We start from the raw sequence: 23826 nt of genomic DNA, 5'->3' as shown, positions 1-23826 counted from the left end.
TGATTAATAGCCAATGGGAGATTGTTCGCGGACGTGGGGGAGAGTATCTTGGGGCGCGGCGGGGAGAGAGACCTGGGTAGGCGTTTTGACATAAACGCTGTGGGCTGGGGTTGGCGCCACAAGTCCTGCGGTCGGTTGCTCTGCCTGGTGCTGGAAAAATTCGCCGAGGCTGGCACTGGTGGCGATGAGATCTGCCTCGTAATCTTGGAGTTGGAGGAGGTGACTAAACGCTTCACTCCAGCCCTTTTGGTAATAGGCTTTCCCGGCATATAAACCCATGGCCGTTGTCACGGCGGCGATCGCCACCCATTGGGTCACCTGCTTACTGATTCGGAGCGTTTGTACCAAAGGGGTTGTAGAGGGCTGTTCTGGCCGCGCTGGCAAGCTGCGAACCTTGGACTCTACCACTTTGAGGGGTCTGGATTTTTGCGGACGGGAGGGGGAAACCTGCCAGGGTCGAGGTGCAACTGCCATATCTACTTTCTATCGCCTCACACAAAAGATGTTGTCATTATGGGGTATTGTAGTCGCGCCTTGATCGATTTTCCCGTGTTTTTTTCGATTTTTACTAATTTTTCAAAAAAGCAATATTGATGTACTTTTCTTTCTAAGAAAAATATAAAGAAAGATATCAATGGGCAAAAAAAGTTCCCTGATTTTTATGATTTTTATGAAGTGGTTATGGCGAACAATCGGTGGCGATCGCCTATGGTAGTTCCCCTTGTGGAGCGGGCTTTAGGCGGTTTGACCAAGTTTGGCCCTGGGCGCGGATGGCCTGCAATTCATCTGGGGAGAGCCGTTCTAAATTTTTGAGGATTAAATTCATCCGACCTTGGCTGCGGAGTTGACCTTGGTGACGGTCGAGGAAGTGCCAGTAGAGGGTATTAAAAGGACAGGCATTTTCTCCGTGGCGATCGCCTTTGTGGTAGCGACAGTCGCGGCAGTAATCACTCATTTTATTGATGTAGTTGGCGGAGGCGGCGTAGGGCTTACTGGCAAGGATTCCCCCGTCAGCAAACTGCCCCATGCCAATGACATTGGTTTGCATCACCCAATCGTAGGCATCGATAAACGCGGCGTGGAACCAAGCTTCTAGGGCTTGGGGATTGACTCCCAAGATCAAGGCAAAATTGCTGAGGATCATCAAGCGTTGGATATGGTGGGCATAGCCCGTTTGTTCTACTTGTTGTAAGACTTGTTTGAGGCAGTTGAGATCGGTTTTGCGGCTGTCCCAATAAAAATCCGGCAGGGGCTGTTGGTGGTTGAAATGGTTTTTCTGGGCATAATCAGCGCCCACGTAATGGTAGAAGCCATGGAGATATTCCCGCCAGCCCAAAATTTGCCGGATAAAACCTTCGAGATTATTGAGGGCGATCGCCTTTTGTTCTCGGATTGCCTCTGCTTTTTTGATCAATTCCCAGGGATCCAACAGACCCAGATTGAGATAGGGCGAAATCAGACCATGCCAGAGGGTATATTCCCCCGTGACCATCGCGTCTTGGAAAGTGCCAAATTTTTCTAAGCCCGTAGCGAGGAAATGCTCAAAGACCTGGAGGGCTTGGGTGCGGGTCACGGCCCAACGGAAAGGTTCAAGCTGCCCGTAGGTGACAAGACCTAAATCTTTAATCCGGTTGATCACGGCTTGGGTCAGCTCATCGGGCGCAAAGGTCAGCGGTCGGGGAGGATTGAGGTCTTTTTTAGGAGGCTTGCGATTGTCCTTATCAAAGTTCCACTGACCCCCAAGGGGTTGCTGCGCTTCATCGAGCAGGATATTAAACCGTTTGCGACCCGCCCGATAAAAGTCTTCGAGGACGAGGCGTTTACGATTCTTGGCCCAGTTGTGAAATTCTGCCCGCGACCACAGGAAGTGATTATTAGGAATGAACTTGAGGGAACAGGGGAAATCTAAGGTCTGGATAAAAGTCTCGAAGGGGCGATCGCTAGGCTGCATCACCCACAATTCCGTGATCCCCGCAGTGGCAATCCAGTCGGTTAGGGCACTTTGAAAATCAGCGGCGATCGCATAATGGACAGACCAACCGGCCTGTTCTAGCTCCTGGGCAAAGTGACGCATGGCCGACCAGACCAGCACCAACTTTTGACCGTGGTAGGGCCGTTGGCGGGCATAGTCTGCCGCTTCGATCAACAGAACCGGCGTTGTTGAGCGTTGGTCTTCCCGTTGTTGGAGGGCGGCTTGGGTGGCCCACAGTTGATCCCCCAGTACCCAAATCCCGACGGTCATGGGCTTTTCTCTCCCGAAAAATGTTGTTGGAGAGTGTAACACAGGCTTTTTGGGGACTGCGACAGCTTGGTTCCAAGACAATTAAATTTCTGTGAACCCGTGGGCGATCGCCAGAAAAACCCTTTAACGTGAAAAGGAATCCCCACAATTACAGGTATTTTTATGTCCGGCGAAGAACTTTTAACCCTGGCGACCCTCCTTAGCCCTGGGTTGGCCCTGTCGTTTATTGTGATGATCTGTTTTGCGAAGGGGGGCTAGCTTTGGATTGTTTTTTCGGTGGCTTTGATCAAGGTCTCCTGGAGGAGGGGCGAAAGATCTTTATTTAAACGGCCCACCCGGATAAATTCGGCATAGGTGTCCGCCTCGATATCCAGGAGGGTATCGCGCAACTGCTTCATATCCAGTTCTTGCAGTTGGGGATGGCTGCCTTTGAGTTTTTCAATTTTTTCTTCGATGGTTTCTAGCTCCCCTTCGACGAGATCCCGTTCATAGCGGTAAAATTCCTCGTCCACATCGGCAGCGAGGTTTAACTGGTCGAGGTAATTTAATACTCGTTTGAGGGCGACGCGGCGGGCAAGATACTCAGAATATTTCTGGCGAATCGGTTGATCACCAATCAAATCGAGTTTTTCTAAAACCCACTGGGTTGTCAGGCCCTGTACCAGGAGAGTGAATAGCACCACCCCGAAAATGATGTTGATAATTTCTTGGCGATCGCCGAGCACCACAGGCACGCTTAAGGCTACGGCAATGGAAACTGATCCCCGCAGACCGCCCCACCACAGCACCGTTTGTTCAGAGAGGCTCAAGGGGTTATTGCTAAATTGATTGGAGAGCCAACCCAAACCATAGACGGAAATGGCCCGCGTCACCAACACAGCGGCGATCGCCACAAAAATTGCATCTAAGCTTTCCCCCAGGGTGCCAAAATTGACCTGATCACCAATCAGCAGAAACACAATTGAATTCACAAAAAACGCGAGGAATTCCCAGAATTCCGAAACGACTAGGCGAGTGCGGGGATTCATCCCAATATTCGAGCCAAAATTCCCCAAAATCATCCCCACAGTCACCACCGCAATTACCCCAGAACCGCCCAATTCCTCCGTCAATAGGTAAGTACCATAGGCAGATACCAGGGTTAAAGATTGCTCCACGAGGGGAATATCAAATCGTTGGGTCAAGAAAGAAATGCCAAAACCAATCAAACAACCGAAGCCGACACCAATGCCCACAAAGACTAGGAAAGTTGCCACCGTCGCCGACATCGAAAAAGTCTGGGTACCGAGGGGAATTCCCACCAGCAACAGAAACGCTACGACTGCGACTCCATCGTTAAAGAGGCTTTCCCCTTCCATCACCATCGTGAGTTTTTTACTGGCCCCCAACTCCCGGAACAAAGCCACCACCGACACCGGATCCGTCGCCGAGAGGGCCGCCCCCGCTAGCAAGGCAGAACTCAGGGCCAAGCTCGTCCACTGACTGAGGGCAAAACCAATCCCAAAGATGGCGATCGCCACCCCAGCCAAGGCAAACAACGCAATCGGCAACCATTGTTTCTGGAGTTCGCGCCAACGAATATTCCAAGCAGCTTCAAACAAGAGCGGTGGGAGGAAAATTTCAAGGATTAGCTCCGGCGAAAGATTCACTAAACGCACATTAATAAAAGCCAAACCCAGCCCCACAATCACCAACAAGAGGGTATAGGGGATCTGACGCAACCAACTAAAAATCCGTGAAAAGGTTGCAACGGTTAGGGAGATCGATAAAACCAACACAAACTGTTGCAAGTTTGTTGAAATCGCCGCTTCTGCAAGTTCTGCTAAAACAATCATGACCAAAGGCATGTCTAGATAATCTCTACAGATGCTAACAGGCATTGACCTCTGTCATCAGAAATATCAAGAGTCTTTAAATTTTTGAAGGCGATCATTAGCCCAGAACATCTTGTATTTCAAAGGTATATTGCATAGAAAAGCATTTAATTCACGCTTCCGTCACCTTGTTGTTTTTGTGTCAATTTAATAATTACAAAATGTTGACTTTTAGCATTGACTTGAATTCTTTATGAATCTTTTATGTAGAATAAAAGCCCAATCAATTGTTAATACAATAATAAAACAATGGATAAAAGTATATTTGAAGAATTTATCGATTATTACATTAAGGCTTGGCAAAATTATACAAACTTTAGTGGTAGAGCCCGCCGCAAAGAATTCTGGTATGTTTTTATCATCAACCTTTTGATTTCCCTTATCTTGGGTGTTTTCCAGGAAACATTTCTTGGGGCGATCGCCTCTTTGGTTAGTATTATCTATTCCTTAGCCTTTATTTTACCTGGAATAGCCCTTAGCATCAGGCGTTTGCATGATACTGGCCGCAGCGGTTGGTGGCTCTTAATTGGATTTGTACCAATTATTGGTGTAATTGTCTTAATTGTCTTCTTTGCTTCCGACAGTCAACCGGGCCCCAATCAATATAGTGCTGACACGATGGCATAACTTTTAAAAACTAACCTGCAAAAGGATAAACACCCCAAACCGTTGTTGGTAAAGGGTGTTTTTTTTAAATCGAAAAATTAAAGGGTGATCGGTCTAGTTGGGGACAACTAAATTTTCTGAGCCATTAACAACTTTAGCCGCAATGATCTTGTCAGCTTTGCTGAGGCTTTCGAGAACATCCTGGCCAGCGACGGTATAGCCAAACACAGAGTAACGACCATCCATTAAGTTAAATCCGGGCGGCGCTAATTCATTGTCAAATTTGAAGAAGAAAATCTGGGAAGAACCACCATTGGCATCATCGGCGGGACGGGCCAGAGCCAAGGCACCATAGGCATTAAAAGGAAGATTGATCTCTGCTAGGTAAATGCCGAGGTCTTCTAGGGTTGCCCCATAGGTCGCTTCATGGTCGCCAGTGAGCATAATTTCCATGGGGATGGCGCGGTACTCATTGGTTTTCGGGTCAATGAAACCATCGGCATCACCTTCAGGATCACCCGTTTGCAGAATGTAGAGATCTTCAGCCCGGTTAAATGGTAGGCCATCATAGAAGCCCCGCTGCACCAAATCAACAAAATTTCCGGCATTGATCGGGGCGTTGTAACCGTCAACGACAACGGTAATGTCCCCTTGGGTGGTTTCGAGTTCGACGGTGGCCCGACCCAATAGGCGCGGTAGATTGGCATAGTCTTCGGGGATCGTGGTCGGATATTCGGCGATCATATTTTCTTCGATCGTACCGACTTTGTTGAGGATTTCCCGACGTTTTGTCCAGATCACTTCACGGTCTTTGGCGGCGATCGCCTCTCTCATGGTGGCGACATCCTGTTCCATTTCATCTAGGAGCGTTTGGGCCTGTTCCTTAAAGCTCGGTACGACATCTTCGAGGATGCCATCTTGGCTAATGGATAGGACGCGGCTGGCTTTCTTGGCATTGGCAGCAATCGGCCCCCAGCGTTTCGCCCGTAGATCCTTGGACATAAATTCCATGCTGTCCTGGAGGCGGCGAATGGGCTGATTTTCAATGGGCAGGGCGTAGCGGAGGATGGCTTCGGGATCAGTGATCGCATCCCCTTGGGCGAGGGAGGCGAGGGTGAAACTCGGTTGCGGTAAAGCTGAGGCCGGTTGGGTCACGCCAAAACAAACGGCGATCGCCAAAGCCACAGATAGGCAATAGTTTAAAAATTTGGTCATGACGGAGGGAAATGAGTTTGTTTGAAAGAGTGCAGCTTGACTGGTCTCTTGTCATATTCTGCGTTTCCCTCTGGGCTTGTCAACAAAACATCACGACTCTTCAGATTCTTGCCACAACAAACCCCCCTGGGCTAACCTAGGAGGGCTGTTTTCTCTTCTTACGAGCCTGGAGAGATTCGAACTCCCGACCTGCTGATCCGTAGTCAGCTGCTCTAATCCGCTGAGCTACAGACCCATGGAGAAGAGTTGTGTTGTTTGACCAACAGTCATCTAATCTAACAGACGTTTTGGGTAAATGCAAGAGTTTTCTGAAAAAAAGATTTCCCTCCCTCCCCTGAGCCATCTCAACGCCCACGGTGAAGCGCAGATGGTGGATGTTTCTGAAAAAAATGTGACGAAACGGGAGGCGATCGCCACGGGGATAATCACCATGACCCACGCTTGCTTTACGGCGATCCAAGCGGGAGATGCCCCCAAGGGTGATGTTTTAGGTACAGCTCGCATTGCTGGGATCATGGCAGCGAAACAAACCTCGAACTTAATCCCCATGTGCCACCCGCTACCGATTAAGAAAGTGACAGTCAATTTTATTGCTGACGCAAACTTACCCGGTTATCGCATCGAGGCCAGTGTGACGACCAAATCCGAGACGGGTGTCGAAATGGAGGCGTTGACGGCGGTTTCCGTAGCGGCCTTAACCCTTTATGACATGGCGAAGGCAATGGATAAAGGGATGGTGATTTCTGAGATTCAACTGCTGAAAAAAACCGGGGGCAAATCCGGCGATTATACCCGGCAAGCCTGAAGAAAATCCTTGTGATAGGATCACCTGTGTTCCGTAAATGTGATGGGTAAAACCTATGCCTCGCAGTTGGCCGCGCAAACCTGACCGTAAAACTGATCCTGAATTCCGTCGCGCCGAAGACCGGATGAATTTTATTGTCCATGTGATGGTCTACCTCGCGATTAATTCGCCCATTTGGTTTACTGCCATGATTCAAACGACGGTAGAGCGTCCCTGGGTAAAACCGTTTAGCCTTGTTTGGCTGGGCATTCTAGGGTTACACCTGCTTTACATTACGGCGATCGCCGATTATTCGGAGGCTTCCAATGGCTAGCACAATTCAAATCGAAAAACTCGCCGCAGAGATTGGTGAAAATATTTATATCGATGTGTCTGGGTGGCATTTATATTTAGCCGATGCCCATTTACATACCACCGTCGCTGAGAAAATTTTCCCGGCCATTGAAGACCGTACAGTGGACGAAGCAAAAGTGATGGATGTTTTACGCTCGATCCAAGTTCCCCTGGGTGGTAAACAAGCTTTTGTCACCCTGGCCCAACTGATCCCCGCCGCCGGCCAAGGGGATCTGCTCAAGCTCCTCGAAGACTATCAAGACAATTGGTAAATTAAAGCGATCAATGGCAGAAATTATTCTGTTAGAAAATGCAGCCGCCACCCAAGCTCTTGGGGTAAAACTGGGGCAAAGGTTGCCAAAAAACTCAGTGATCTTGCTCAAGGGCGATCTGGGGGCCGGAAAAACGACCCTCACCCAGGGCATTGGTTTAGGTTTAGGAATTACTGAGGCGATCGCCAGTCCGACTTTTACCCTGGTGAACGAATATCACACCGGACGGATTCCCCTGTATCACTTGGATTTGTACCGCCTTGAACCTGCCCAAGTCGATGGTCTCTATCCCGAAACCTACTGGGAAGGCGAAGAATGTGACCCTGGCCTGACGGTCATTGAATGGTCAGAACGCTTACCCTATCTCCCGGAATCTTATTACCAAATTGAATTGAGCCATACTCGCAATGATCAGCGGCAAGCGACTGTGTCTGCGGTCAATGCGGATTTAAAATTGCTTGTCTCTTAGAAATTTTCAGCTAAAGTTAAGGACGAACCATCAGCCTGGGGCGCACCATGGAATTTCTCGCAATCTTAATGTCCGGTTTTTTGACGGCCCTTTCCCCAGTGGGCTTGATCCTAGAGGAAGTCAGCGGTAAACGCATTGGCGATCGCCTCCAAGCCGCAGAAACCTTTGAAGTGCGGGTCGATAATGTTCCTAGTCACCAACTTCTCAAGGGCAAAATTGACCGCGTTCAGATTGCTAGTCGTGGCGTTGAACTTTTTCCTGGCCTACGTTTTGAGGTTCTAGAACTTGAAACCGATCCCCTCAGTTTTGACCTGGCTAAAGTTCGCAGTGGCAAACCTGGCCCCGGTGTTTTGGATCAGCCCCTCCAGGCAGGCGTGCGCTTTGTTCTCACCGAAACTGATCTAAATCAAGCCTTAACGTCTCCACAAGTTACGGCCTTGATACAACCTCTCATTAATCGTCTGCTCACCCGTCCCGGTAGCACCAATCCACCCCGTTTCCAATTAGAAAATGCCACCGTCGATTTCCTCGGTGAAAACCGTCTCCAGTTCACCGGAGAAATGTTCCAGATCAATCCTGAAACAGGCGAAGCAGAGCGGGCGACGCTCCAACTCAGTTTTACCCTCGGCCTCGCATCTGGTAGCCAATTCCAACTCACAGACTTTGAAGGGGCAGTGAATGATCAACCCCTCCCTCCGCCCCTCCTTAATGGCTTTGCCCAGGGGTTTAGCCGCCGCTTCAATCTGCGGATCTTCCAAGACCGGGGTTTAACGGCCCGCTTTCTCCAACTTCAAACCGGCGATCGCCAAATCCAGGGGGCGATGTTCGTTCAGTTGGCTAACCCCACCCCCCAATAAATAACAAAATCTAATCACAGCCCTCAAAATTTTTGAGGTTTTCCTTTGCTCCAATCCATAGGTATAAGAGTATAGTTTACCTAGATTGCATAGCCTAAAAACAATATCTAGGACACCGGAGCTCAGTCACCATGGATCAAAACTGGATTGCTTTTCTCATTACCGCTGATGTCATGGCCTTTTTGCTCATTTTGGGATTGCGGACATGGCTCTTGCCAGAAGAAAAATAAAAGCTTTCGTCGAATAGCGCAAAAAGAAATCCTCCATACCCTGGAGGATCTAATTTATCAATCTCAATTTTGTTTTAGAGCTTTATTTCTGGAACTTGTTCCGGAGAAAAATAGCTGTGCCATTCATCGCCAATAACACCACCATCAAAACAATAATCCCCGCTGCTGCCACCGTGTGAAACTCTTCTTGGGGGCGGGAAACCCAGTTGAAAATTTGAATCGGCAGCGCCGTAAATGGCGTCTGGAGCCCTTCTAGGGATAAAGAAGGCAAGAAAGCGATAAAGGTCAAGGCCCCTAGGGTAATCAGCGGGGCTGTTTCACCGATTGCACGGGAAAGGGCCAAGATAGTCCCTGTTAAAATCCCCGGTAGGGCGAGGGGAAAAATTTGTTCGCGCACCACTTGCCATTTGGTCGCTCCGAGGGCTAAACCAGCTTGTCTGAGGCTATCGGGTACAGCCTTGAGGGCTTCGCGGGTTGCAACGATTACGATCGGCAAGATCAATAGGCTGAGGGTCAAAGCACCAGCTAAAACACTGCGTCCCCCTGTCATTGGAGAAAGGAGCCGGACAAAAACCTGTAGCCCCAAAAGACCATAAATAATTGAAGGAACGGCAGCGAGATTGTTGATGTTGACTTCAATGATTTTCGTGAAAGTATTTTCAGCGGAAAATTCCTCTAGGAAGATCCCCGCACCCACACCGATGGGAAAGGTGATTATGGCAGTTAAGATCATCAACCAAATTGTCCCGACAAGGGCTGATTTGAGGCCGGCATCTTCGGGGCGTCTAGAGGGAAAGGAAGTTAACAATTTCCAATCGAGGCGCGGCAGACCATCGAAAAAAACGTCGATCAAGAGAACGGCCAGCACCACAATGCTTAAAATTACAGCGATCCAACTGAGAGTTTGAAATGCGGTATCCCAGCGGTAACGGGTTTTAAGACGAGTATCGAACAGGGTGTTCGTATTTTGAGAATTGGGAGGGTTACTATTCATTCGTATTTCTGTCTATAGCGACGCACAACCCAGTAACTGAGGATGTTTAGGGTCAGGGTGATCAAGAATAAAGATAAACCAACGGCATAAATGGTCTTAAAAGCCAAACTGCCAGCCGGGGCATCCCCAAGACTAACTTGAACAATAAAAGCAGTCATGGTGGCGATGGGCACCGTGGGATTCAGGGTGAGGGTCGGGTTTAAACCAGCGGCAATGGTCACAATCATGGTTTCTCCGACGGCCCTAGAAATAGCCAAAATAAAGGAAGAAACAATCCCGGACAAGGCGGCGGGTAAGACGACATTCACGATGGTTTCTCGTTTGGTGGCCCCCAGTCCGTAGGAACCTTGGCGTAGGCTATCGGGCACGGCATAAATTGCATCTTCACTGAGGGAGGCAACCAAGGGCAAAATTGAAATCCCTAACACTAAACCGGCACTCAAGGCATTGAAGGGAGAAAGCCCTGGAATAATCGCCCGTAGCGCTGGAGTCACCAATAACAGGGCAAAATAACCATAGACAACGGAGGGCACCCCTGCCAGAATTTCGAGGGCAGGCTTGAGCCATTTTCGGATCCCAGGGGAAGCATATTCACTTAAGCAAATAGCGGCCAACAGACCCAACGGCAAGGCCACGGAAATGGCGATCGCCGTCGTCATCAGGGTGCCAGAAACCAGTACAAAAATACCAAATTGTGGATCGACAAATAGCGGCGTCCAGCGGGTATCCGTTAGGAAAGTAAACAGGGAAACCTCATTAAAGAAGCCCGCCGCATCGACGACCAATGTGATGACAATCCCAAACGTGGTTAACACTGACACCAGGGCAAATAAACCAAAAAGCCCCACGATTAAACGTTGGCTCCATTTACTAAATGTCCGTGTTGTCCGCCAGAGTCCCGCATCAGCAAGGGGGGGGAAAGGACTAGTTGTCATAATTTTTAAATACTTATGATTTATCTACCAACACCACTGCAAAACAGCGGTATTCATTCAAAGCATAAAGGGAGTCGGGCCTTTTCTGAATGAATCTGCCCCACTCCCCAGCGAAACCTAAAAATAAAACCTAGAGAACTTCACCTAATCGAACACCGACGGTGGAACCACCATTAAAGATCGAACCAGTAGTGCGAGCAGCAAGGCGTTCCTGGGCCTTGGCGTAGATTTCAGAATTGAGGGCAACATAGCCAACTTCAGAAACGAGGGAAGAATTTTCTTCAGCCGTGTAGAAGTCCATGAAGGCTTGAACCTGGGGCTTCTCATCCAAAGACGCTGCACTAACGTAGATGAAAATTGGGCGAGCCAAAGGCTGATAGGTAGAGTCGTCTACCGTCGCAGTGCTAGGAGCCACACAGCCATCACCATTGCTGGGATCGCCGTCATCAATGGCAGCCGCATTCAAGTTGTCAGCATTTTCTTCGTAGTAAGCCAAACCGAAATAGCCCATGGCGTTGGGATCATTCACAACCCCTTGGACAACAACGTTGTCATCTTCACTGGCAGTGTAATCACCCCGGCTAGCCCCTTCTTCACCATTGATGGCGTCGGTGAAGTAGTCGAAAGTTCCAGAGTCAGTCCCTGGCCCATAGAGAGTGAGGGGAGCATCCGGGAAGCCTTCCCGTACTTGACTCCAGTTGTTAATTTGAGAATCAGGAGACCAAATGCTAGCCAATTCTTCGGTGGTTAAACAAGTGGCCCAATCGTTTTCGGGGTTAATAACCACGGAAATCGCATCATAGGCGACGGGAATTTCGATATATTCGATGCCAGCCTGTTCACAAGCTTCGATTTCTTCGGTGGAAATCGGGCGGGAAGCGTTAGAAATATCGGTTTCGCCAGCGCAGAACTTAGAAAAGCCACCACCAGTCCCGGAAACCCCAACGGTTACGCGGGTATCGGGGTTTGCGATTTGGAATTCCTCGGCCATGGCTTCGGTAATCGGGAAAACGGTACTAGAACCATCAATGAGGACATCGCCAGACAAACCAGACGCACTATCTGCAGGAGCATCAGTTGTGCCAGTGCCTTCAGTCGGTGTTTGGGTAGTGTTACAAGCTGCAAGTGCAGCGGTAAGGGTGAGGCCAGCAAGACCCAAAGATAAGGTACGGAGGCGAGTAGCGCTCTGTTTCATAGTTTCCTCTATTGTGTACTGTGCAATTAAGCGTAAGTGAGCGATGGATTAAAACTTTTTAGCGAGATTGAGGCTTTCAGGCATTGACTGCTAGTCAGAGATTAAGATTAGAGCGATTTTTCTAGGCTTAAACTCTCTGAAGCTCTGATGAATTTGTAAACCTTCGAAAAAATGAATTGAGATTCACAAAACTTTTCAAGATGTTTATACCATAACTACAGAAAATCAATGCAGAATTTATGTTTGTTTTTTCTCTCCTCTCTCCAAAAAGTCCATCAGCCTTAAGCAAAGTTTTTAGGGAGGTTAAATGAAGGTTAATCTTTGCAAAAGTCGAGGTAAATTCAGGGGGAGATTTTCAGCCAAATATCAAGGCAGTGAACAGTTTAATTTGATTTGACTGCTAAAAATCTTGGGCGACATTCAGGGCAGCATGGGAGGCATTTAGATTGTTGATGGTTCAAGAAGTAATCTTTTTTTGAAGGACTGACTTAAATCGCGAAAAACCAGTTTACAATAGCATTATTTTAGCAATCGTAAAATAGTTTTTATGCCCAAAAAAATAGTTTCATTTTGACTAAAAAGTAATGTACTTTTTTTGAAAATATTGTACTTTCAGTTTTTATGGAAAGCTGTGGGTTCGAGACAGCAGAAATGAAGTTAATTCCCAATGGTTATTCACGGCAAGTTTACGGATCAATGCATTGATTGTCTTTTTGGCGATCGCCTTTTGGCCGAGGGAGTCACTGACGCGGGTTCAATCCCCGGAGTTTTAGGAAGCATAAAGTTTTAAAAAGCTTACCGGACAAGGTTTTGGGGGGCGATCGCTAAAAAAATGAAAAAGTCTGCGATACTGGTATCCGGTCAATTGTCAGAAGGGAAAAATTATGGCAGGTAGCGAAGTCAAAGCCGACTATTGGATTAATGAGTACATTACGCCCTGGGATATTTATAGTCACGGGATCACCAAGATTTTGGCCTATAAACAAACCCAATTTCAGGAGATGGCGATCGTTGAAAGCGGTGCCTATGGTAAAGCCCTGGTGCTGGATGGAAAATGGCAGTCCTGTACCGGCGATGAATTTCTCTACCATGAACCCCTTGTTCATCCGGCGATGATTGCCCACGGTGCGCCGAAAAAAGTGTTAATTCTCGGTGCTGGGGAAGGAGCAACTGTGCGGGAAGTGCTGCGCTGGCAGTCCGTCGAAAAGGTGATGATGGTCGATATCGACGGCGAAGTAGTAGAAGCCTGTAAGGAATATTTGCCGGAGATGCACCAGGGGGTCTTTGATGATCCACGCCTCGATCTGCGCATTGAAGATGCCTTTAAGATTTTAGAAACCACCACCGAGAAGTGGGATGTGATCATTTCTGACCTGTCTGATCCCATCGAGGAAGGCCCTTCCTTTAAGCTCTTTACCAAGGAATATTTCACGCAACTGAAGGATGTGCTCGCGCCCGGTGGGGTTGTGGCAGTGCAGGCTGGCCCCACGGCTCCGGCGAATCTGCGGCTCCATGCCCGGCTGGTGAACACCCTCAAGGCCGTTTACACCAATGTTTCCTCCTACTCGACGCCCATTTCGAGCTACGGCTCCCCCTGGGGTTTTGCGATCTGCACCGATGGGGATTTGAATCTGCGCCCCGACCCGGAAGCCGTGGATCAACTGTTAGCTGAACAAACTACCGGTGGCTTTAAGATTATCGATGGCTTAACCCTGTTGGGGATGTTGCAAACTTTCCGCCATGTCCGCGAGGCGATCGCCACCCACACCGAAGTCTTTACCCTAGCGGAACCGCCGAAATTCTTCGGGAAAGGTCACAAAGCGCAGTAGAGACATTTTTCTAAGTTCTCTCCAGTTTTAAAAACCCCCCTAACTCCCCTCTAGGGCCACTCCTCTAGCTCCCCTCTAGGGGAGAAGGTTTTTGGGATTTTTGGGCGGCACGGGTCATGATCCAGGCGAGAACGGCCAGGAAGAGAATGCCCCAGAGACCACCGAGGGGATTGCCATCAACGCCTGTTAGCCAAGGGGAAACGCCTTCTTTGGATTGAATCAAACCCCCCACATTAAAAATGTAATAGCCCCAAACTAAGCCCCCATGGAGACCGATGGGTTTGCCGAGGCGACCAAAGCGCGATCGCTTCGCCCAAACTAAAGTCAATCCCAATAGCACCAAACCGGGAAATACCGGGAGCGTTCGGATCATCTCCGGGAGGGGTTTCAGGAAATGTAAAACCGCAAAGGCGATCGCACTGCCCCAAAGCACTATTTTTGAGCCATAGTCCCGCTCTAGCTCGTCATAAACCCAGCCCCGAAAGACCAATTCTTCTGCGAGGGCCACCCCCAGACCGCTCAAGGCTCCTTCGATCGCAATGCGAATCAAGGCCGTTGTAGGCGGAATAATGTCGATAAACCCCAATACATCTTCAAAAATCAGCAAAGCCCAGGTGAACCCCAGGCCATAGGCCAAACCTGTAACCAAATCCACGCCATTCGCCCGTTGCCATACCAAACCATAACGCCGGAAGGGTTGCGTTTCCCCGTGGACTTGCTTCACCCAAAAGGGCAGGTAAAACAAAAATTCCACAAACAACAGTCCCATGGTCAGGATGGTGGTCAGGTTTTCGTCGGCGCGAAAAATCAGGTACAACGGAGCCGCGAGGGGAAGCCAGATGATCCCCAAACTCAAGAAAAAAAGTCCCAGCCGCAGGGGTGCTGGGGTGGTTTTACAGAGATGCCAAAATCGTTTCAAGGGAAAAAGTCGTTGAGGTTTGCCACTTTCTATTTAATCTGTTTCTGGGCCGCAATCTGGCGATCGCCTTGATTAAAAAGGCAAAATATTTCTACTCGTCCGGCTCGATGGTGCTGGTGAGGCCGTGCATTTTCAAGGTTTCACAATAAAATTCCGCGTGCTCCTGCACACAGGTGATCACCAGGGCAATGCCGTTGGTGTGGGCTTCCATCATGATACTGACCGCCTGGGGTTGGGTCAGACCGGCCACCGTTTGCATCAAGGTCTGTACCACATGTTCCATGGAGTTAAAGTCGTCGTTATGGAGCAGTACCCGGTAGCGGGGGGCTGGTTTACGGATGGTCGAAGTGGAACGTTGTTCGATCACACCGGTAGACATGATGAAGAAACCTCCTAGGCAATATTGGATTCAAGGGAAAAGATGAACTTTTACTGTCTCGGCAACTGTTGAGTTTTTGCCGCAGTAAACAATGTCACAATCAAAAACCGTCGCTTAGGTTATAGCACAAATTTCACGGGAACCTCACCCGGCGATCGCCCCAGAACCCCCCGGAAGAAAACGATACAATGGCAGTAGTTAACATTTATTTACAAAAAAATCTCCGATGAGTGCGACCGTTTCCCCCCATGTTCTCGCTGAAAATCCCCCCAGTCAGTTTTGGCGATGGCGGGGTTACGACATCCACTATGTCCAGGCCGGCACCAGCCAAGGCAAACCGCCTTTGCTCCTAGTCCATGGCTTTGGGGCCTCCACAGATCACTGGCGCAAAAACATTACGGTACTGCAAGGGGATTTTTCGGTGTGGGCGATTGACTTACTCGGCTTCGGGCGATCGCCAAAGGCTCCCGTTGTTTACAGCGGCGCTCTGTGGCGGGATCAACTGCGGGATTTTATTAACGAAGTGATTGGTGAACCCGTGGTGTTAGCCGGGAATTCCCTGGGGGGTTATGCGTCCCTTTGTGCAGCAGCCCAATGTCCAGAGGTGGCCAAGGGGTTAATTCTCCTCAATAGTGCTGGCCCCTTCAGTGACCAAGTAAAAGCCCAACCTTCTCCCTGGAAAAAAGCCCTCCGTAAGGTTCTGTTTAGTCCCCTTTCGACCCAGCTTATTTTCCAATACACCAAACGGCGCGCCACCATCCGCAAAACCCTGCAAAAGGTTTACGTCAACCAAGGGGCGGTGACCGAACGTTTGATCGACGAAATTCAGCGCCCTTCTAACGATCCGGGAGCAGCCAAAGTTTTCGCGGCGGTTTTTAACACCCCAGAAGGAGCCAAAGTCGATCATCTCCTGGAAGCACTAGATCGACCGTTATTGATGATTTGGGGCGAAAAAGATCCCTGGATTCGGGCGCGGGAGCGGGGCGCAAAGTTTAAACAACACTGTCCTAGCCTCGTGGAACATTACCTGGAGTCCGGCCACTGTCCCCACGACGACACACCGGAACTGGTCAATCCTTTAATTCGCGATTGGCTCAACCAAACGTTTTAGGAAATCAAGCAATTTTGATGCAATGACGATGGCGACCACCTTTAATCTTTCCCCCCTCATCCGCATTACCCTATTGAGTCTCTATGTTTCACTCACAGTCCCGATTCCGTTTTTAGCGGACGTCACCCAAGCTCCTGTTTCTCCAGTGCTCCTCTGGGTTGGTTTGGGGTTGGGGGCGATTTTTCTTTATGGTGCCCTCAGTGAAAAAGTCTGTCTGGATGAAACCGGAATTACCGTCACCTATCCGACTTGGTTCCGCTGGCTGACCCGTAAGGGCTGGTCATTGCCCTGGGAAAAAATCGACCAACTGAAAATGCGCACCACCGGTCAAGGGGGCTTGGTTTATTATTTCGCCACCCCAGAACGCGATCGCGCTTATTTGTTACCGATGCGGGTGGCAGGTTTTGCGAAGATGGTGGGCTTGATTGAAGCACAAACCAATATTGATACCAGCGATGTGCGGCCCCTGTCTCAACCGTGGATGTACATGATTTTGCTGGGGTTTACTGTGCTGCTGTGCCTCGTGGATGGTTGGGCGATCGCCACCGCCTTGACTTTGTCCTAAGCTCCGGACATTATCTGCGGTTTTGGGCTTCAGATCTGAGATTTCCTTCTAATGTGGAAACAAAGTCATCTGCAAGGGAAGGAAGAAAAAACATGGTGCGAGTCAAACCTTACTTATTTTGTTTGGCGATCGGGTGTTGGCTGGGTGCTACCCCAGGGGCGATCGCCAATCCGGAACCCGGCTGGGAACCCTGGCGACCCAACGAAACAGAAGACGACAACTGGTCGTTTAGTGCGGGGTTTTCTAATCTGGAACTGGGGGGCTACATGGACTACGAATATACCTGCACCCAAGCCGCCACAGCAGCGGAGCAAGAACCCGTTTTTGAATATCGCTTAAATAGTTTAGTGAAAGCCATTGGCACAGGTCAGGTGCAATATCGCTGCCTCGTCAATGATCAAGTCGTTGCCCAGCACACCAGTACAGCCACCTTAAATGATCAGCCCTCTCGCGGTTGTTTGATCGTCCAGAGTGATTTGGGGACGGGTCTTAATGTTAGGCAGGAACCCACTGTCTCAGCGCCAGTTGTGGGCTTTCTCAGCAACGGTAGCCAGATTATGGTGACAGGATCGCCCGCCTACCTCAGTGAAGACACCACCGGGCGAACTTGGCTTTATATTCCCTTTCAGCAGGATTACGCCTGGACATCTGTCATGGCCGAAGCTGGTGGTCACATTAATTACCGTTTCTGTGATTAATCAGGCTCAATTTTGGGTTTACGATTCCCCAGGCGATCGCCACTGCCTTAACCTGGGCATAACACGCTAAAATCAGGGTTCTGTTTCGGGACTTGGGCGACAGAAAAAGAATGTATTTGCAAACCTTGCACCTCCGTAATTTTCGCAACTACCACCATCAGCACATTGATTTTTCGGCCCAAAAAACCATCTTGATCGGCAACAACGCCCAGGGAAAATCAAACCTCCTTGAAGCCGTTGAACTCCTGGCCAGCCTCAAAACCCACCGCACCAGCCGGGACGCCGACCTAGTGAAACAAGGGGAAGCCACCGCCCGCATCCAAGCCCAAATTCAGCGCGGCTATGGCACCGTTGACTTTGATCTATTGCTCCGCAACCAGGGGGGACGCACCCTCAAGCTCAATGGCGAAACCCTCCGTCGCCAACTCGATGGCCTCGGTACCCTGAATGCCGTGGAATTTTCCTGCCTTGACTTAGACCTTGTGCGGGGTGGGCCTGACTGTCGTCGCCAATGGATTGATAATCTTTTGATCCAGTTAGAACCTGTCTATGCTCGGATTTTGCAGGAGTATCAACAGGTGCTGAAGCAACGCAATGCCCTCTTAAGGACGGCCAAAAAACTCCACCGGAACCAAGCGGCGATCCCCGCTGATTTGACCCAACAGTTGACCCTCTGGGATCTCCAGTTAGCAGCCACCGGTTCGCGGGTCACCAGAAGGCGATCGCGGGGGTTGCTTAGACTGATGCCCCTGGCCCAAGCTTGGCACCATGATATTAGTAGCCAAACTGAAACCCTAGCAATCACCTACTGCCCCAATATTCCCTGGCAACAGGATGACCCCTATCATGTGCAACAGGCCTGCCTCGACAAAATAGAACAACGCCGCCAAGCAGAACAACACCAGGGCAGCAGCATGGTTGGCCCCCACCGGGACGAAATCGAATTTTCCATTAACGGCACCCCCGCCCGCTTCTATGGCTCCCAGGGACAGCAACGCACCTTGGTTTTAGCGCTCAAACTCGCCGAGCTGCAACTCATTGAGACGATCATCGGAGAACCCCCCCTGCTACTCCTAGATGATGTCCTGGCTGAGCTTGATCCCTCCCGCCAAAATCAACTGCTGGATACGATTCAAACCCGTTTCCAAACCCTGATTACAACCACTCACCTCAATTCCTTTGGGGCAGACTGGCTAAAGCATTCGCAAATTTTGACGGTAAACCAAGGCACCTTACAACCCTATGCCCGTCCCCTGTCGGAAACCTACGGCCCCTGAGGTGGATTGGCTCCCCACGACAGATGACAATCCTGGAATTCGATCATAATGTAAGGATATTTGCTCTTTTTGGTGTGAGCTGACCATGATTGCCAATCCTTCTAGTTCTCCGAGCTTCGATAACGTTACGCCCCTACCCCAGAGTGGTGCTTCGGTACCCATTTCTGTTTATCAACAACTAGCCGAGAAACTCCGGGCCACCCAAGCGGAGATGACAGCCCTCCAGCAGGAAAATCAACAGTTGCGGGTGCATAACCGGAAGCTATATAACCAGGTGCATCAGGTGGTGCAATCTACAGAACGCCTCAAGGAAATGGTCAACCGCCATGATTTTGGCATTGAGCCACTGCCACCGGTTACCCCCCACCACCGTCCCCCACAGGGAAAGCCAACTGTGAATAATGTGGTCGCGGCTCTACCGACGCCAGAACCAGTACGGCAGTTTACGACGGTACCGCCGGAGCAGTTTGAGAGTGGGACGGATTTTGATGCTGGGGTGAGTGCTTGGGTGCTCTTGGTAGCGGCGATCGCCATGATTTTGACAGCATTTGGGGCAGGATACATGGTAGTTTTACCTCTGCTGAACAATAACAACGCCCCATCCCGATAAGCTGGGATTGGTACTTTTTTCTAGACATAATGGCAACAATTCAAGCTTTACGAGGAACAAAGGATATTTTTGCGCCGGAGATCGCCTACTGGCAGCAGGTGGAGGCGGTGGTGCGCGATTGCCTCGGCCGGGCGATGTACCAGGAGATCCGCACGCCCATTTTTGAGCAGACCAGCCTGTTTGAGCGGGGGATCGGTGAGGCGACGGATGTGGTCAGTAAGGAAATGTATTCTTTCACAGACCGAGGCGATCGCCCGATTACCCTCCGACCTGAAGGGACAGCAGGGGCAGTCCGGGCCTATATCGAGCGGAAATTGTTTGCCCAGGGTGGTGTGCAGCGGCTGTGGTATACGGGGCCGATGTTCCGCTACGAAAGACCCCAGGCGGGCCGCCAACGGCAATTTCACCAGGTGGGGGTCGAGGTGCTTGGCAGTGCGGATCCCCGCGCCGATGTGGAAGTGATGGCGATTGCCACGGAAATTTTGCAGAAACTCGGCCTGAAAAATCTCAGCCTACAATTAAACTCGGTGGGTAATGGCGGCGATCGCCAACGGTATCGTGAAGCGTTAGTAGACTATCTAACCCCTTTTAAGGCGGATCTCGATGCCGATTCCCAGGAGCGGCTCGAGCGCAATCCCCTGCGCATTTTGGATAGCAAAGATCAAAAAACCCAGGAAATCGCCCAAAATGCCCCCAGTATCCTGGATTATCTGGGGGATGACTCAAAAAAACATTTCGACCAAGTGCAAGCTTCCCTCACGGCCCTGGGCATTGATTATGTGTTAAACCCTTGCCTCGTGCGAGGCCTAGACTACTACACCCACACCGCCTTTGAAATCCAATCCAGCGACCTCGGTGCCCAGGCCACGGTCTGTGGAGGCGGGCGTTATGATGGCCTCGTGGCGGAATTGGGTGGCCCCGAAACGCCAGCAGTGGGTTGGGCCATTGGTTTGGAGCGTTTGGTGATCCTGTTACAACAATTGGGAGAAGCCTCCGGCCCCCAACTAGATTTTTACCTCGTTTCCAAAGGAGAGCAGGCCGAGGCCGCCGCTGTGATTTTGGCCCATAAGTTGCGTTTTGCGGGGTTCTCGGTGGAGCTTGATCTCAGTGGTAGTGCCTTTGGGAAGCAATTTAAACGGGCTGACCGCAGTGGGGCGATCGCCTGTTTGGTGCTCGGCGATGAAGAGGCCGCCAACCAGCAGGTACAACTCAAGTGGCTCCAGACCAAGGCCCAAAAAACCCTGGCCCAAGCGGATCTGTTGGGAAATCTTGAGCAGTGGCGTCAAAAAATTCAGCAGGCAAAACATTAGAACCCCAGAGGAGGCGTCGATGGTGCACTGGCAATTTCTGCTACAAAAAAAAGGCGATCGCAATTGGGACATCCTCCAGACCGAGACCCTGAGTTTAGCGCCTGGGGAGTATCGTCTAGCTGCCCGGGGCGACGCCCAAGTAGAAATTCACTGTGAGATTTGCTTCCCCCAAGGACAAAGGTCGCAGCGCACAGATGTCACCACCGACCAGGGCTTATTTGCGATCATGCCCCTGCAACACCTCGGCACTGGAGAATGGGTGATCATCTGCCGGAGCCTTGAGGTGACTAACCCCTGGGAGAAACGTCTCACGCTCCAGGTCACCCAGCCAACATTTAAGCCGTTGCCGCTGCCCCCAAACCCCAATGTCTTTTCCTTTGAAACAACGTTTTCCTTGGCAGACAGTCACCCAGAAACAGCCGATCAGTCTACCCAAAAAACAAGCGACGATGCTCCATCTCCACGGGAGGAAACGGCAGCAACACCCGTGATGAATTCTTTGGCCGACGCTGACCAAAGTGCGGCGAACCATGAAACGTTAGAAGAATTAGCCGGAGTAGATGAGGCTCCCACTCTGTTAGGAACATCCACACCACCAGCATCCCCAGAACTGCGTGAAGAGGAACACGCCACCGCCCTGCTAGAAAATTCCCTCACGGCATTGGATGAGCTGCTCAGGGAAGAATTAGAGCCGATTTGGGCAGAAATGGATCAAGTGGCCCAAGCTCAAATTGCCGCTGCACCATCTGCGCCGCCCACTTTGGATATTCCTCCGGCCCCACTCCCCTATCGGATTGTCCTAGAGCAAACCGTTTATCCCTGGGATAAAACCCAGGCACCAGAACTCCGGGGAGAAATTCAACCCAATCCCGCCGCTGGCGATCGCCAACCAATTTCTGGGCCTGGCACCCTAAGGTTTACCCTCCGGGATCCCCAGACAGCCACAGTGGTAACCACCTTAACGGCGGCGATCGCCCTTGATGATTTTCCCTGTGCCTTTAGCCAAACCATTACCATCGATGGGTCTTTGACAACCCTGCTCCTGGTCGGAGAAATCACCCTACACACAGAGGCAGAGGTATTACTCGCCCAGCAAACCTTTAGCCTCATGGCAGATTATGGGGCGATCACCAACCAACTCCAAGCAACCGCGCCCCCAAAACCAGACTCCTCAGCGCCAACTACGCCCACACCCAAACCCCTCAAGCTTCCTACCCCTGAGGCCGTGGCCCTTAGTCCCCAGCCCCAAAGTCAGCAAACCCCGACCATTCTGCCCCCCAAGCTCAAAACCAAAGGTCAAAAGTCAACCACGGGCCTGCAATTGCCCAACTTCACTGCCAAGGCAACTGTGCCTGATGTTCCCCCGTCAGACCAAACTGAACCGACCGATGAAGCACCTGTCAGCTCCTCGGATCATGCCCTCAAAGCCTTAGAAGATAATGACCCCCAGACAGCGGCACCAGCAATAGACACAGATACTGCTGCACAAGACTCTAATCCCCCTGCTGCCGAAGCCTCAGAAACGCCTCCGGCAGAGGATTTGGATTGGAATTCACGGTTTTTTACCCGGTTAAATGCCCTGGCCGTGGATGGGGAAGATTCCACCTGGTTAATGCCGGAGCCGGAACCGCCGACAGTCCCCCCTGAAGCAACCCTAGAAGCAGAGAACCCAACACCGACACCATCGCCCCGCTTGGAAATTGTTGTCGATAGCCTCTGGGATGAACAACTTGAAGTCCAAAGCCCAGAAGAGGTACCGGAAGCTACCCCAGAAACGACGTCTGAATTCCCTGAGCCGGAAATGCCTTTCGCTCCAGAAACACAAACTGACCCACCACCATTACCAGTCCCAGAACCCCAGCTGCACCTTGATAAAACGGCTTACCAGGTGGCAGATTTAGCCGTTGTTGAATTGAGTTTACCCGCCGGGGGCGATCGCCTCCATGGACAACTGTGGCTCCAGGATCGCCAAACGCGGGAACTTTTAGCCGGGCCATTTCAACTAATGACCTTTACCCCAGGCCCCGAAGGACGGCTCTATTGTCGCCAAGTGGTTTCGATTCCCCCCGGTGCTTTGGCGTTGAGGTTTGAGGCGATCGCCCTTGACCCCCACTCCCAGCAAGAAAGCCGTAAAGTGAGCCAAGACTGTCAGGTGTTGCCAACCGCAGCCACGAACGGAGACTGGCCTGCCCTCGAATCTGGAGAATCTTGGTGATGTTACCCTTGGGCAAAGAATCGTTCTACTCGGTTTGTCTGGCATAACGGAGCATTTTGATGAAAAAACCCATCCTGATCATTGCGAGTTCAATTTTGGCCCTCGGTGTAGTGGGGGGTGGAGCTTTGCTAGCAACGGAAAACTGGTTAGGCCAGCGCCTGGAAACGGAACTCGAAAGCGAACTCACCGAGAGCATGGGCATTGAGGCAGCAGTGGGTCAGACCGAGGTGCAACTCCTCCAACGCCGGGTGATGTTCCATGATTTGGCCTTTGCGAATGTGCCGGGCTTTTCTGGGGAAAATCTATTGGTAATTCGTCACATCGAACTGCAAAACCCCCAACTGCAAGGCAAACCCCTCCAGGTAGCGATCGCCAACCTCGAAGGGGTCACGGTCAACATCGAAGGCGATCTAAATGACTTGCCGGATCCGCGCCTCGTGGGTGCCCTACCCAATGTCAACATCGCCCAATTGATCGAACAACTAGAGCCACAGATCCAAGCTTCCACCACGGCCGATGGTCAACCCACCACGACATTTACGGTGGATCAACTAGCGGTGCAAAATATCCAGGTGAATTTAAACCTCACAGTGCCCTGGCAGGAGCAGGCGATCGCCCGGCAGATTACCGTACCGGATGTTAGCCTTACGGGGGTGACGAACCTCAACCTAGGTGACAAATTAGGCGAAAGTCTTGGGGCGGCCCTCACCGAAGAATTATCCTTGTTTTTCTTTGAAGAAATTTTGCCCGGTTCTTTCCAATATGCCCAGGAATCTTTACCTGGAAACCTAGACCTCTCCGGGTTTGAACTGCCGGACACCATCGAAATCCCATCCCCCCAGCGCCCCTAGCCTGACCTTGGGGAACAATTGCAGCACTTTTGAAT

24 protein-coding genes and 1 tRNA gene are annotated in these 23826 nt (G+C 50.7%); 15 read left to right on the top strand and 10 right to left on the bottom strand.

Translation table 11 applies throughout. The features are described 5' to 3' along the window. Positions 1 to 3 precede the first annotated feature (3 nt). The 3 genes from AWQ23_RS11450 to AWQ23_RS11440 all read right to left on the bottom strand — a co-directional run bounded on the left by AWQ23_RS11450 (position 4) and on the right by AWQ23_RS11440 (position 4077). A complete protein-coding gene (locus AWQ23_RS11450; protein ID WP_012307895.1) occupies positions 4 to 474 on the bottom strand; it encodes a hypothetical protein in 471 nt (156 codons plus the stop codon). A gap of 232 nt (positions 475 to 706) precedes the next feature. Next, complete coding sequence (locus AWQ23_RS11445; RefSeq protein WP_062435528.1) at positions 707 to 2242, bottom strand: cryptochrome/photolyase family protein; 1536 nt, start codon at positions 2240 to 2242, stop codon at positions 707 to 709. Positions 2243 to 2496: 254 nt separating this feature from the next. Beyond that, on the bottom strand, positions 2497 to 4077 hold the full coding sequence (locus AWQ23_RS11440) for a Na+/H+ antiporter (RefSeq protein WP_062436653.1): 1581 nt from the start codon (positions 4075 to 4077) through the stop codon (positions 2497 to 2499). 288 nt (positions 4078 to 4365) lie between these two features. Here AWQ23_RS11440 and AWQ23_RS11435 point away from each other — a divergent pair, with 288 nt between their 5' ends. Next, positions 4366 to 4743, top strand: a complete 378-nt coding sequence (locus AWQ23_RS11435) for a DUF805 domain-containing protein (protein ID WP_198158648.1) — start codon at positions 4366 to 4368, stop codon at positions 4741 to 4743. A gap of 93 nt (positions 4744 to 4836) precedes the next feature. Here AWQ23_RS11435 and AWQ23_RS11430 read toward each other — a convergent pair whose 3' ends face one another. Beyond that, positions 4837 to 5937 (bottom strand): peptidylprolyl isomerase, encoded by a 1101-nt coding sequence (locus AWQ23_RS11430; RefSeq protein ID WP_062435526.1) that lies wholly within the window; start codon positions 5935 to 5937, stop codon positions 4837 to 4839. 161 nt (positions 5938 to 6098) lie between these two features. Next, a tRNA-Arg gene (locus tag AWQ23_RS11425) sits at positions 6099 to 6172 on the bottom strand. A 60-nt stretch (positions 6173 to 6232) separates the two neighbouring features. Here AWQ23_RS11425 and moaC point away from each other — a divergent pair. Genes moaC through AWQ23_RS11400 form a run of 5 tightly spaced genes read left to right on the top strand, consistent with a single transcriptional unit; the run spans position 6233 to position 8673 of the window. Next, positions 6233 to 6742, top strand: a complete 510-nt coding sequence (gene moaC / locus AWQ23_RS11420; RefSeq protein WP_062435523.1) for a cyclic pyranopterin monophosphate synthase MoaC — start codon at positions 6233 to 6235, stop codon at positions 6740 to 6742. Positions 6743 to 6797: 55 nt separating this feature from the next. Then, the gene (locus AWQ23_RS11415; RefSeq protein ID WP_012307888.1) at positions 6798 to 7055 is read left to right on the top strand and encodes a 2TM domain-containing protein; all 258 of its coding nucleotides are present in this window, start codon (positions 6798 to 6800) and stop codon (positions 7053 to 7055) included. Then, entirely contained in the window at positions 7048 to 7347 is a 300-nt protein-coding gene (locus AWQ23_RS11410; protein WP_062435521.1) for a DUF3181 family protein, read from the top strand. The genes AWQ23_RS11415 and AWQ23_RS11410 overlap by 8 nt, the downstream gene beginning before the upstream one ends. A gap of 13 nt (positions 7348 to 7360) precedes the next feature. Beyond that, positions 7361 to 7816, top strand: a complete 456-nt coding sequence (tsaE, locus tag AWQ23_RS11405; RefSeq protein ID WP_062435519.1) for a tRNA (adenosine(37)-N6)-threonylcarbamoyltransferase complex ATPase subunit type 1 TsaE — start codon at positions 7361 to 7363, stop codon at positions 7814 to 7816. Positions 7817 to 7863: 47 nt separating this feature from the next. Beyond that, positions 7864 to 8673, top strand: coding sequence for a DUF2993 domain-containing protein (locus AWQ23_RS11400; protein ID WP_062435516.1), 810 nt, complete (start codon positions 7864 to 7866; stop codon positions 8671 to 8673). Between the two features lie 312 nt (positions 8674 to 8985). Here AWQ23_RS11400 and pstA read toward each other — a convergent pair whose 3' ends face one another. The 3 genes from pstA to AWQ23_RS11385 all read right to left on the bottom strand — a co-directional run bounded on the left by pstA (position 8986) and on the right by AWQ23_RS11385 (position 12027). Further along, positions 8986 to 9897: a phosphate ABC transporter permease PstA gene (pstA, locus tag AWQ23_RS11395; protein ID WP_012307883.1), complete on the bottom strand. Its 912-nt coding sequence runs from the start codon at positions 9895 to 9897 to the stop codon at positions 8986 to 8988. Next, the gene (gene pstC / locus AWQ23_RS11390; RefSeq protein WP_012307882.1) at positions 9894 to 10832 is read right to left on the bottom strand and encodes a phosphate ABC transporter permease subunit PstC; all 939 of its coding nucleotides are present in this window, start codon (positions 10830 to 10832) and stop codon (positions 9894 to 9896) included. Before pstC ends, pstA begins: the two co-directional genes overlap by 4 nt. Positions 10833 to 10962: 130 nt before the next feature. Beyond that, positions 10963 to 12027: a PstS family phosphate ABC transporter substrate-binding protein gene (locus AWQ23_RS11385; protein ID WP_012307881.1), complete on the bottom strand. Its 1065-nt coding sequence runs from the start codon at positions 12025 to 12027 to the stop codon at positions 10963 to 10965. Between the two features lie 884 nt (positions 12028 to 12911). Here AWQ23_RS11385 and AWQ23_RS11380 point away from each other — a divergent pair. Next, complete coding sequence (locus AWQ23_RS11380; RefSeq protein WP_030007349.1) at positions 12912 to 13856, top strand: spermidine synthase; 945 nt, start codon at positions 12912 to 12914, stop codon at positions 13854 to 13856. Positions 13857 to 13920: 64 nt separating this feature from the next. Here the strand turns inward: AWQ23_RS11380 and AWQ23_RS11375 are convergent, their stop codons facing one another. Further along, positions 13921 to 14775, bottom strand: coding sequence for a type II CAAX endopeptidase family protein (locus AWQ23_RS11375; protein WP_062435513.1), 855 nt, complete (start codon positions 14773 to 14775; stop codon positions 13921 to 13923). 91 nt (positions 14776 to 14866) lie between these two features. After that, on the bottom strand, positions 14867 to 15154 hold the full coding sequence (gene clpS, locus AWQ23_RS11370; protein ID WP_012307878.1) for an ATP-dependent Clp protease adapter ClpS: 288 nt from the start codon (positions 15152 to 15154) through the stop codon (positions 14867 to 14869). A gap of 226 nt (positions 15155 to 15380) precedes the next feature. Between clpS and AWQ23_RS11365 the strand changes: the two genes are divergently transcribed. From AWQ23_RS11365 to AWQ23_RS11330, 8 genes are all read left to right on the top strand, one after another. Continuing rightward, complete coding sequence (locus AWQ23_RS11365; RefSeq protein ID WP_062435510.1) at positions 15381 to 16265, top strand: alpha/beta fold hydrolase; 885 nt, start codon at positions 15381 to 15383, stop codon at positions 16263 to 16265. A gap of 22 nt (positions 16266 to 16287) precedes the next feature. Then, entirely contained in the window at positions 16288 to 16830 is a 543-nt protein-coding gene (locus AWQ23_RS11360; RefSeq protein ID WP_315862664.1) for a hypothetical protein, read from the top strand. Between the two features lie 92 nt (positions 16831 to 16922). Then, a complete protein-coding gene (locus tag AWQ23_RS11355) occupies positions 16923 to 17528 on the top strand; it encodes an SH3 domain-containing protein (protein WP_062435500.1) in 606 nt (201 codons plus the stop codon). Between the two features lie 110 nt (positions 17529 to 17638). Further along, a complete protein-coding gene (gene recF, locus AWQ23_RS11350) occupies positions 17639 to 18805 on the top strand; it encodes a DNA replication/repair protein RecF (RefSeq protein WP_062435497.1) in 1167 nt (388 codons plus the stop codon). 85 nt (positions 18806 to 18890) lie between these two features. Further along, positions 18891 to 19415 carry a hypothetical protein gene (locus AWQ23_RS11345; protein WP_030007343.1) on the top strand — a complete coding sequence of 175 codons (525 nt, stop codon included), beginning with the start codon at positions 18891 to 18893 and terminating at the stop codon, positions 19413 to 19415. Between the two features lie 29 nt (positions 19416 to 19444). Beyond that, positions 19445 to 20725 carry a histidine--tRNA ligase gene (hisS, locus tag AWQ23_RS11340; protein WP_062435493.1) on the top strand — a complete coding sequence of 427 codons (1281 nt, stop codon included), beginning with the start codon at positions 19445 to 19447 and terminating at the stop codon, positions 20723 to 20725. 19 nt (positions 20726 to 20744) lie between these two features. Next, positions 20745 to 22940: a hypothetical protein gene (locus AWQ23_RS11335; protein ID WP_062435490.1), complete on the top strand. Its 2196-nt coding sequence runs from the start codon at positions 20745 to 20747 to the stop codon at positions 22938 to 22940. Between the two features lie 59 nt (positions 22941 to 22999). Further along, the gene (locus AWQ23_RS11330; RefSeq protein ID WP_062435488.1) at positions 23000 to 23791 is read left to right on the top strand and encodes a hypothetical protein; all 792 of its coding nucleotides are present in this window, start codon (positions 23000 to 23002) and stop codon (positions 23789 to 23791) included. Positions 23792 to 23826: the final 35 nt, after the last annotated feature.

The sequence above is a fragment of the Picosynechococcus sp. PCC 73109 genome, from assembly GCF_001521855.1.
GTDB lineage: Bacteria > Cyanobacteriota > Cyanobacteriia > Cyanobacteriales > MRBY01 > MRBY01.
The sequence above is the reverse complement of the archived record's forward strand: the minus strand, read 5'-3'. Positions and strand labels throughout refer to the sequence as shown.

Excerpts from the sequence above, each read along its gene's own strand:
- AWQ23_RS11450 (WP_012307895.1), bottom strand. The coding sequence starts at position 474 with ATGGCAGTTGCACCTCGACCCTGGCAGGTTTCCCCCTCCCGTCCGCAA.
- AWQ23_RS11445 (WP_062435528.1), bottom strand. The coding sequence starts at position 2,242 with ATGACCGTCGGGATTTGGGTACTGGGGGATCAACTGTGGGCCACCCAA.
- AWQ23_RS11440 (WP_062436653.1), bottom strand. The coding sequence starts at position 4,077 with ATGATTGTTTTAGCAGAACTTGCAGAAGCGGCGATTTCAACAAACTTG.
- AWQ23_RS11435 (WP_198158648.1), top strand. The coding sequence starts at position 4,366 with ATGGATAAAAGTATATTTGAAGAATTTATCGATTATTACATTAAGGCT.
- AWQ23_RS11430 (WP_062435526.1), bottom strand. The coding sequence starts at position 5,937 with ATGACCAAATTTTTAAACTATTGCCTATCTGTGGCTTTGGCGATCGCC.
- moaC (WP_062435523.1), top strand. The coding sequence starts at position 6,233 with ATGCAAGAGTTTTCTGAAAAAAAGATTTCCCTCCCTCCCCTGAGCCAT.
- AWQ23_RS11415 (WP_012307888.1), top strand. The coding sequence starts at position 6,798 with ATGCCTCGCAGTTGGCCGCGCAAACCTGACCGTAAAACTGATCCTGAA.
- AWQ23_RS11410 (WP_062435521.1), top strand. The coding sequence starts at position 7,048 with ATGGCTAGCACAATTCAAATCGAAAAACTCGCCGCAGAGATTGGTGAA.
- tsaE (WP_062435519.1), top strand. The coding sequence starts at position 7,361 with ATGGCAGAAATTATTCTGTTAGAAAATGCAGCCGCCACCCAAGCTCTT.
- AWQ23_RS11400 (WP_062435516.1), top strand. The coding sequence starts at position 7,864 with ATGGAATTTCTCGCAATCTTAATGTCCGGTTTTTTGACGGCCCTTTCC.
- pstA (WP_012307883.1), bottom strand. The coding sequence starts at position 9,897 with ATGAATAGTAACCCTCCCAATTCTCAAAATACGAACACCCTGTTCGAT.
- pstC (WP_012307882.1), bottom strand. The coding sequence starts at position 10,832 with ATGACAACTAGTCCTTTCCCCCCCCTTGCTGATGCGGGACTCTGGCGG.
- AWQ23_RS11385 (WP_012307881.1), bottom strand. The coding sequence starts at position 12,027 with ATGAAACAGAGCGCTACTCGCCTCCGTACCTTATCTTTGGGTCTTGCT.
- AWQ23_RS11380 (WP_030007349.1), top strand. The coding sequence starts at position 12,912 with ATGGCAGGTAGCGAAGTCAAAGCCGACTATTGGATTAATGAGTACATT.
- clpS (WP_012307878.1), bottom strand. The coding sequence starts at position 15,154 with ATGTCTACCGGTGTGATCGAACAACGTTCCACTTCGACCATCCGTAAA.
- AWQ23_RS11365 (WP_062435510.1), top strand. The coding sequence starts at position 15,381 with ATGAGTGCGACCGTTTCCCCCCATGTTCTCGCTGAAAATCCCCCCAGT.
- AWQ23_RS11360 (WP_315862664.1), top strand. The coding sequence starts at position 16,288 with ATGACGATGGCGACCACCTTTAATCTTTCCCCCCTCATCCGCATTACC.
- AWQ23_RS11355 (WP_062435500.1), top strand. The coding sequence starts at position 16,923 with ATGGTGCGAGTCAAACCTTACTTATTTTGTTTGGCGATCGGGTGTTGG.
- recF (WP_062435497.1), top strand. The coding sequence starts at position 17,639 with ATGTATTTGCAAACCTTGCACCTCCGTAATTTTCGCAACTACCACCAT.
- AWQ23_RS11345 (WP_030007343.1), top strand. The coding sequence starts at position 18,891 with ATGATTGCCAATCCTTCTAGTTCTCCGAGCTTCGATAACGTTACGCCC.
- hisS (WP_062435493.1), top strand. The coding sequence starts at position 19,445 with ATGGCAACAATTCAAGCTTTACGAGGAACAAAGGATATTTTTGCGCCG.
- AWQ23_RS11335 (WP_062435490.1), top strand. The coding sequence starts at position 20,745 with ATGGTGCACTGGCAATTTCTGCTACAAAAAAAAGGCGATCGCAATTGG.
- AWQ23_RS11330 (WP_062435488.1), top strand. The coding sequence starts at position 23,000 with ATGAAAAAACCCATCCTGATCATTGCGAGTTCAATTTTGGCCCTCGGT.